General features: G+C 53.6%; 4 protein-coding genes and 2 pseudogenes. All 6 read right to left on the bottom strand.

Annotated features, from left to right (window positions below):
- Window positions 1–20: 20 nt before the first annotated feature.
- Window positions 21–1,156: pseudogene (locus VZP09_RS07110) on the bottom strand (P22 phage major capsid protein family protein).
- Between the two features lie 87 nt (window positions 1,157–1,243).
- Window positions 1,244–2,008 carry a DUF6651 domain-containing protein gene (locus tag VZP09_RS07105; RefSeq protein ID WP_004184465.1) on the bottom strand — a complete coding sequence of 255 codons (765 nt, stop codon included), beginning with the start codon at window positions 2,006–2,008 and terminating at the stop codon, window positions 1,244–1,246.
- A 106-nt stretch (window positions 2,009–2,114) separates the two neighbouring features.
- Window positions 2,115–3,227: a phage minor head protein gene (locus VZP09_RS07100; RefSeq protein ID WP_328794990.1), complete on the bottom strand. Its 1,113-nt coding sequence runs from the start codon at window positions 3,225–3,227 to the stop codon at window positions 2,115–2,117.
- Window positions 3,211–4,635: a DUF4055 domain-containing protein gene (locus VZP09_RS07095; RefSeq protein ID WP_012967902.1), complete on the bottom strand. Its 1,425-nt coding sequence runs from the start codon at window positions 4,633–4,635 to the stop codon at window positions 3,211–3,213. The genes VZP09_RS07100 and VZP09_RS07095 overlap by 17 nt, the downstream gene beginning before the upstream one ends.
- Window positions 4,636–4,639: 4 nt before the next feature.
- Window positions 4,640–5,944, bottom strand: coding sequence for a terminase large subunit domain-containing protein (locus VZP09_RS07090; protein ID WP_136697739.1), 1,305 nt, complete (start codon window positions 5,942–5,944; stop codon window positions 4,640–4,642).
- Window positions 5,922–6,569: pseudogene (locus tag VZP09_RS07085) on the bottom strand (terminase small subunit); the annotation flags it as partial. The gene VZP09_RS07090 and the pseudogene VZP09_RS07085, both read right to left, overlap by 23 nt.

Here is a 6,569-nt window from a genome sequence, read left to right as displayed (position 1 = left end):
GGGGCCGAAGCCCCTGTTTATCAGCCCAGCAACAACGCTGAGTGCGCCGACTTAACTGCCGCTACGCCCCAGGACAAACCGACTTCGTAACGCACCTGGCGATACTGGCGGTACAGGGCTACCTGGTAAGTGATGCCAGATACCGGGTCAGTAACGTTCATCACATCATCCGCAGTATCGCCGCCCTGCGGCATTGCCGGGGTTCGGGATGCAAGCAGGAATGCATTGCGATCAAACGCCATGTTTGCGGTGTAGGCGCCACCAGCGGTAATAGCTGTGTTGTCGGCCAGTGCCTGACGTAAGCCAGGAGCAGCCAGGGTGATTGCTGTGGCCGTCGCAGCAGCAACAAGGTATTTATTGCTGTCCCCGTCAAACGTCACGATTCGCCCGCTGCAAAAGCACCTGTGCCGGTATCAATGGCAATCAGAATATCGCCTTCAGCTTTTGCTCCATTCACCAGGTATCCGGCAGCCGGAGATGCAGCGCGTTTCTTAACATGCGCGGATTCGTGGATATTGAAACCTTCCAGTCGCCCCACGATACCTTCGCGCAGAAGCGCATCAGTACCGGACTCGTTTACTTTGAACAGAACAGACTGTTTACCGCGGAGGTTTGCGATAGCCGAAGAACCGAGAACCATCTGCAGATCAGTTGTCGGCGAACCGTTGTCAGAGAGAACCTGGCGCGCATTTGCCGCATCCGACAAATCACCTGCAATACCGAAAGGAGCGGTGCCGGCCGTACCAACAGCACGGGAGGATGCGAAATACAGAGCCGCGAGATCTGCATCCATCTCATTAGCCAGCGCGCGAAAAGCCTGCTTAAACTGATCAGCAAGAATGGTGTTGTATGTCCCTGCGGGCCCCAGCGCCAGTTGTTCCTCACCGTTCCATTTGACCGGGGCCATTTTGGATTTGGTGATTTTGACATCAACGGTGCCGATCGTCTGGTCGCCGTCATTTGGCGCAGTAGCCCCCGGGGTAATATCAACAGTGGTTGCCGGTGGCGCAACCGGCGCAGTAACAGTCTGGTCCTTCGCCGCCGCATCAGCTTTAGCATTACGCGATACAGCCGGGATAAAACCGACCTGTTCGCGAGATACGGTATCCAGAGCCGTGAAGATAGTCGGGATCAACCCGGTAAGCGTATTAGCCATGTGTATAGATTCCTTGGAGATTAAAATATAGGGTTGGTTGAGCTATCCAGCTCCGGCACCAGCAGCCATCCGGCGGCTGGCAAAGAATTAATCGACGATGGTGATACCGTCTTTGAGAGTTGATTGCTGATCTGTCGGACTCAAACTGGTAAACGCATCGCGTTTCATCGTTTTCTGCCCGAGTGAATGCTGAGACTGCCGTGAGCCGCCTCCCTGGTTGCCGCTGGCCTTCAGAATGTGGTCTTTCTGTGGGTACTGCTCCACCAGGAACTCCAGCGCCTCATCAAAGGCCGCCAGTTCGCCCGGCTTCGAGCGGGAATAAATTTTGTTGCCAGAGCCATCATAGGCAACGACTTTGCCGTCCTCGACTTTGAAGGACTGACCGAACCGCGCCTGAAGCATATCTGCCGGAATTGCTACTTTATCTGCGATGAATTTCGAGCCAGAGAACCGGCCGCCGATCATTTCCTGATAAAGCTGGCCTTCAAGAGTCGTCGCACGCTGAGTAGCTTCATCAAGCTGGGCCTGGAATGATTTGGTGATATCCGCTTTAACCTGATCAACGGCGCCTGCGTCGATCAGTTTTTTCTGGTCGATTTTAGTCATCATCTCCAGCGCTTCGAGCGCCTTTGCCGGATCGCCGATTTTGGCAAACTTAGCCAGACCGGCTTCAGCGGCTTCTTTGGCTTCACGATGAGATTTTGCCTCGCCATTCAGAGAGGAGATTTTCCCAACGGCCTGCACAGCATCAAAACCAACTTCCTGGCCGTCATCGTGGACGTAGACGGGTAAACCGCTGGCATCGATTTCTGCATAGCTTTTGCCGTTAACTTCGACTGTTTTCAGTTTCATGTGGTTACCTTTTCGGTGGTCATCCGACCGTTGCACCGCTCACCATCCGGATCACGGCAATAAAAAAGGCCGCCCGGAGGCAGCCTGATTGAAGACTTAAAAAGCTTTAAAGTCTGGCGTTGCTGAACGCCTGAGCATCCAGGTTACGAAGTTGCTCCAGAGTCAGCCATTCGCCCTTGTCGTTGTAGAAGTCATCGGGCGACATGCCGCCGTCACGAATCAGCCGGGCCCGGGTTACGCCAACGATCTGGGACTGTCGCGTGAAAGACTGGCGCGAGAACCAGCCCTGATAATCGGTATCCGAAGGCACCTGCCCGTCCATGCTGGCACGTGAGCTATCTGATATTTGCCCAACAGCAATACCCAGCTCATCAGATGATTTCAGGATATAGGTTTCGACGCTGCGACAGCAGAAATGGATTTTCCCGGGTCCCTGCAGATACGGCACCTTATGGCCGATCGGCTTGTTATCGAGTGTGTACTTGAGGCGGTCGCGAATCCGACAGTCTTTTGATGTACGGTTATCCAAAGTGGATAACCACTGCTTACCCTTCAAAATGTCATCGTTCGCATCTGCAAAGCTTTTCCTGGCCGTAGAAGCAAGATGCCCCACAGCCGTTTTTGCAATACTGCCGGCATTGGTTCGGCTCATCTGCAGCGCGCCATCCTGATAACCACGGTTAGCATGACCCCGGACCTTTCTGGCGATTTGCTCATGCGTATCGCCCAGGAGAAAACCCTGCCGCACTGTATTGGAAATTCTTGCCATTCTGTCAGCTTCAAGGTTATCTACCCACTCCGAAAGCAGGCGCCCCTGAAACGGCTGTGCCATCGCAGTTGCGTAAACGGCATCCGGTGAAATGCCCACCAGCGGGTGAAGCGATAGCACATCATCGGGGATCGCAAACTGGAACAGGCTCAGCTGAAAGCCTGCTTCGTGCTGAGCGAGTTGCTGCAGCTCATCAGATAGTCCCGCGTACATTGACTGCACAGCCTCGCGATTGAGAGCTCTGACACTAACGAGCAGCGCTTCCAGTCGCGACACGGTAAAGCTGTCAGCATCCAGGCTATCCATCGCTACCAGCAATCTGGCTGTCAGTTCCGCATCGCTGTCATTCAGGATTTTTATCATCCTGTTTGCAACGCTGGTGCTGTACCGTGCTATCCATATCGCATGCGCTATCGATTCATCCTGAAGCTTGTCATTCGCCGTTGCCATTTGCACCACCCGGGTTACTCAGTCCGCCGGCCAGCGTGACCTGCTGATTTCGCAGCTCGTCGATTACCTCTTCGGGCTTCGCATCCGGATCGATAAATTTTAGGGCCTGCAAAACGCGAACAGCATCGACCTGACGTATATCACCACCCTGGCGGAGCGACTGAACAGCTGTTGCAGCTGCGGCATCAAACGTCTGGGCTGAAACATCCAGTTCGGTGCGTACATCGACATTGCCGCCTTCTTTCTCGCCCAGCCATTCCGCCATAATCTGCAGGATATTATCGAGCGCATCCTCAAGCGAGCTTGCCATGGTGTAGAGAGGTGAATTCTCCTGCATCCGCTCTTCGTGAGTCTGGTCTAAGGATTTAGTCGATGTGTTTTCCGCGCGCAGCAGTTTTGCGCCGGCCTGACGCATCTGGTTTTCCAGATCCTCAAGGGAAATCTTACCGGCTTCAATCGCAGCCCCGGTATGCTCGACATATTCCAGTCCCTGCCGCTGTCGGTCATCGAAACGAGTCGCAGAGGAAGAACCTATCGTCAACGTTTCGCCATCAGCCAGACCGTAAGCCACCAGCAACGGCACGCGAGCGACATGAAGAATGTTGTCCTGTTCACTCTGACTCTGCCAGTGCTTGATATTCAGTAAGGCGAGATTAAGCAGTGGCGGTGAACCGCGCATAAAGCCTGTGCGTTTCGTGTAAAGCGTCACCAGGGGAATATCATCGCGACTGGTTTCCCACTCGTCGTGAATCTGCCACTGGCTTTCGCCGTTATCACCTTTATTTCGGCGATAAATTTCAACCTTGCCCGGCATGATATGGCGTATTTGCTCAACTTTCGTTTGCCCGTAATCGTCGCCATCAATAATGATGACCTCTCTGATACGCAGATCGGTCAGCATCACTTTCCCTTTAACCACTTTCGATTTCCAGCCGATGACCTGGCGAGGATTTAACATCGTGGCATACGGGCGGGATCCCGCGGCTTTTTCGTCGGCTTTAGTTTTTACTGCCTCCCGGTCAATTTTCGGGAAATCCACCAGCGCATGTACCAGGCCATACTGGAATCCGATGCTGAAAAATTGCTGCGCCCAGACATCGAGCCGGTTTCCTTCCATATCAATATCTGGCGACAGCTCTCGTATTTGTTCAGGAGAGTCCTCACTCAATACCGTCGGCTCAGCAAACACTCGCCCGATGTTTTGTTTAATGGCCTCTTCATAGGCAGGGAGTAACGTTGCCGAAGCTAAACGCTCCTTATAGCTTTCAGGATCTTCGTTCGGCCATTTCGGGAGATACTTCTTACCCTGCCGGCGCATTTCCAGCGTACCGCCCATCAGTGCATCATTAATATCCCATGCCTCAACCATGTCGTTATAGTCGAGGTTGGGCGTTGAAATATCAGGCATGGTTTTACATCCGCAGTTGGGTGACTTTTCCAGTCGGTTTGATAATCGGGAATTGCTTCACAATGAAATACCCACCGGCATCGTTGGGGTGATCGTTATCCGCCGTTTTATCCGGCTCACCGTTTTCGCCCCAAACCTGTTGCTCAAGCGATTCGGTGTACACCGGGCATCGCTTTACATTCACTTTGTAGCGACGTTCGCCGTTACCATTGCAGAACATGGCATTCATCGCGTTGATGCGGTCTTTCACTGGCGGGTTTGATGCATTAACAACCACATTGAAGCCGGCCTGCTTAAGCTGAGCGATATCCGTGGCGCTGGCATTGCTGGATTTGCGGGAATCGCCGGAAGCGTCCGGGTAAATATAGATTTCCCGCACCTTGCGATAATCGTTGCCGTCATACAGCCAGAACCGTTCTTTGATGATGCGGATCATGTCAGGGGTGTCGTAAGCCTTCACAATTTCATTCACCGCAAACGGAAGCCCCATACGTAACACATGAACAACCCCGGCCATCTTCCCGACGTTGAAATCCATACCGATATACAGCGGCTCACCGGGTTGCTCTTCTTCCCTGCAGTTATTCAGCTTACGGTCAAACTGATGGTAAATCGTCCCGCTGGTAAGGTTGGTGAACTGGCCACGCAGATAAGCCTTGATCAGCTCCGGCGGGTATGACTCCATCAGCGACGGGATATAGTCCGGCGGCAGATTCTTTTCATTGTCGAACGTCGAGGCCTGCACCAGGCCGTACAGCGTTGAGAGCGAAGGCTTATCGCGTACAGCCTTTGCGAACTGCTGATAAACGAATTTAAACCCTTCCGGCGTCGTGGTGACGTCGATCCCGTTACGAAGACCGGCCACGTTGTAACGCATACGAGCAATGATTTTTCGCCAGGCTAACTGCGCCTTTTTGGCGGGCATTACGTCCAGCTCATCAATCAGCGCATTACCGATTTTAAAACCAACAATGGTTTGCGGTTTCTCCATCGAGCGGCAAATCGTCGTTCCTCGGTACTGGCGCCCGGCGTAGAAGTGAACCTCTTTGTTTCCCTCGTTGATTTTGACATTCAGCCCCCAGTCGTGGGCCACCTCCTCAACAGTGGGATAAAAGATGTCACGGATCTGCGGATACGTTGGCGCAAAGTAACCCTGGTTGATTTTGGGGTGTTCCCACATCCCTTTGCAGATACCACCACAACCGACCCACGTCTTACCGGAACCGAAGCCGGCGACATAGGCCTTAAATTTGTACTGCATCGCAAGGAATTTGGCCTGAGGGATGTTAAGCGTCGGTGCTATCGCCATCCTCTTCCCTCACTCGTGCATCGACTACGTTGATATTGATTGCAACTGGCGTTGGTTCGTCATCCTCCGGATCAGCAGCCAGCTCTTTGCGTAATTTTTCAACCTCCAGCTGCCGGCGCTCAATTTCAATCAGCTGCAGACGCTGGGCGAACTCGCTATCAGTCAGGCCGAGACGTTTCATCACCGCCTCGTACATTCGCTCGCGGCTAATAGCGGTAATCTCTACGCCATTCTTCCCAAGCTTCACACCGGAATAGGCAAGCGCAGCATCCGGCGCCAGCTTACGCGTATCAGCGAAGTATGGCTGGCCGACGCCATCACCATTACAGCGAGGGCATTCCGGGTTAGGTGCGCTGGTGTGGTCGTAACCGTAACCACCAACATCTACGGGCTCGCGACGTTTACGCTCAAGCGCTTCGAGCCGCTTCTCTTCGTACTCCACGGCATCACGCCATTGATACTGATGACCAAAGCCCCAGCAGTAACGGCAACTCCCGCGGCGATACTGTGATAGCTGGTTAGCGTCGAACGTTGCCAGCCGCCACATCTGCTCAAGCACTTCATCAGCGCTGCCGAGTGTGCGCACAATGGATGCTTTCTGCTGCTGCGCAATGGCCTGCGCAAC

The organism is Klebsiella sp. EMBS2024 (genome assembly GCF_036233805.1).
Classification (GTDB): domain Bacteria; phylum Pseudomonadota; class Gammaproteobacteria; order Enterobacterales; family Enterobacteriaceae; genus Klebsiella; species Klebsiella pneumoniae.
This window is presented reverse-complemented; position numbering and strand designations above follow the sequence as displayed.

Bases quoted from the DNA above. Each gene is read 5' to 3' on its own strand.
- VZP09_RS07100 (WP_328794990.1), bottom strand. From the start codon at position 3,227: ATGGCAACGGCGAATGACAAGCTTCAGGATGAATCGATAGCGCATGCG.
- VZP09_RS07105 (WP_004184465.1), bottom strand. From the start codon at position 2,008: ATGAAACTGAAAACAGTCGAAGTTAACGGCAAAAGCTATGCAGAAATC.
- VZP09_RS07095 (WP_012967902.1), bottom strand. From the start codon at position 4,635: ATGCCTGATATTTCAACGCCCAACCTCGACTATAACGACATGGTTGAG.
- VZP09_RS07090 (WP_136697739.1), bottom strand. From the start codon at position 5,944: ATGGCGATAGCACCGACGCTTAACATCCCTCAGGCCAAATTCCTTGCG.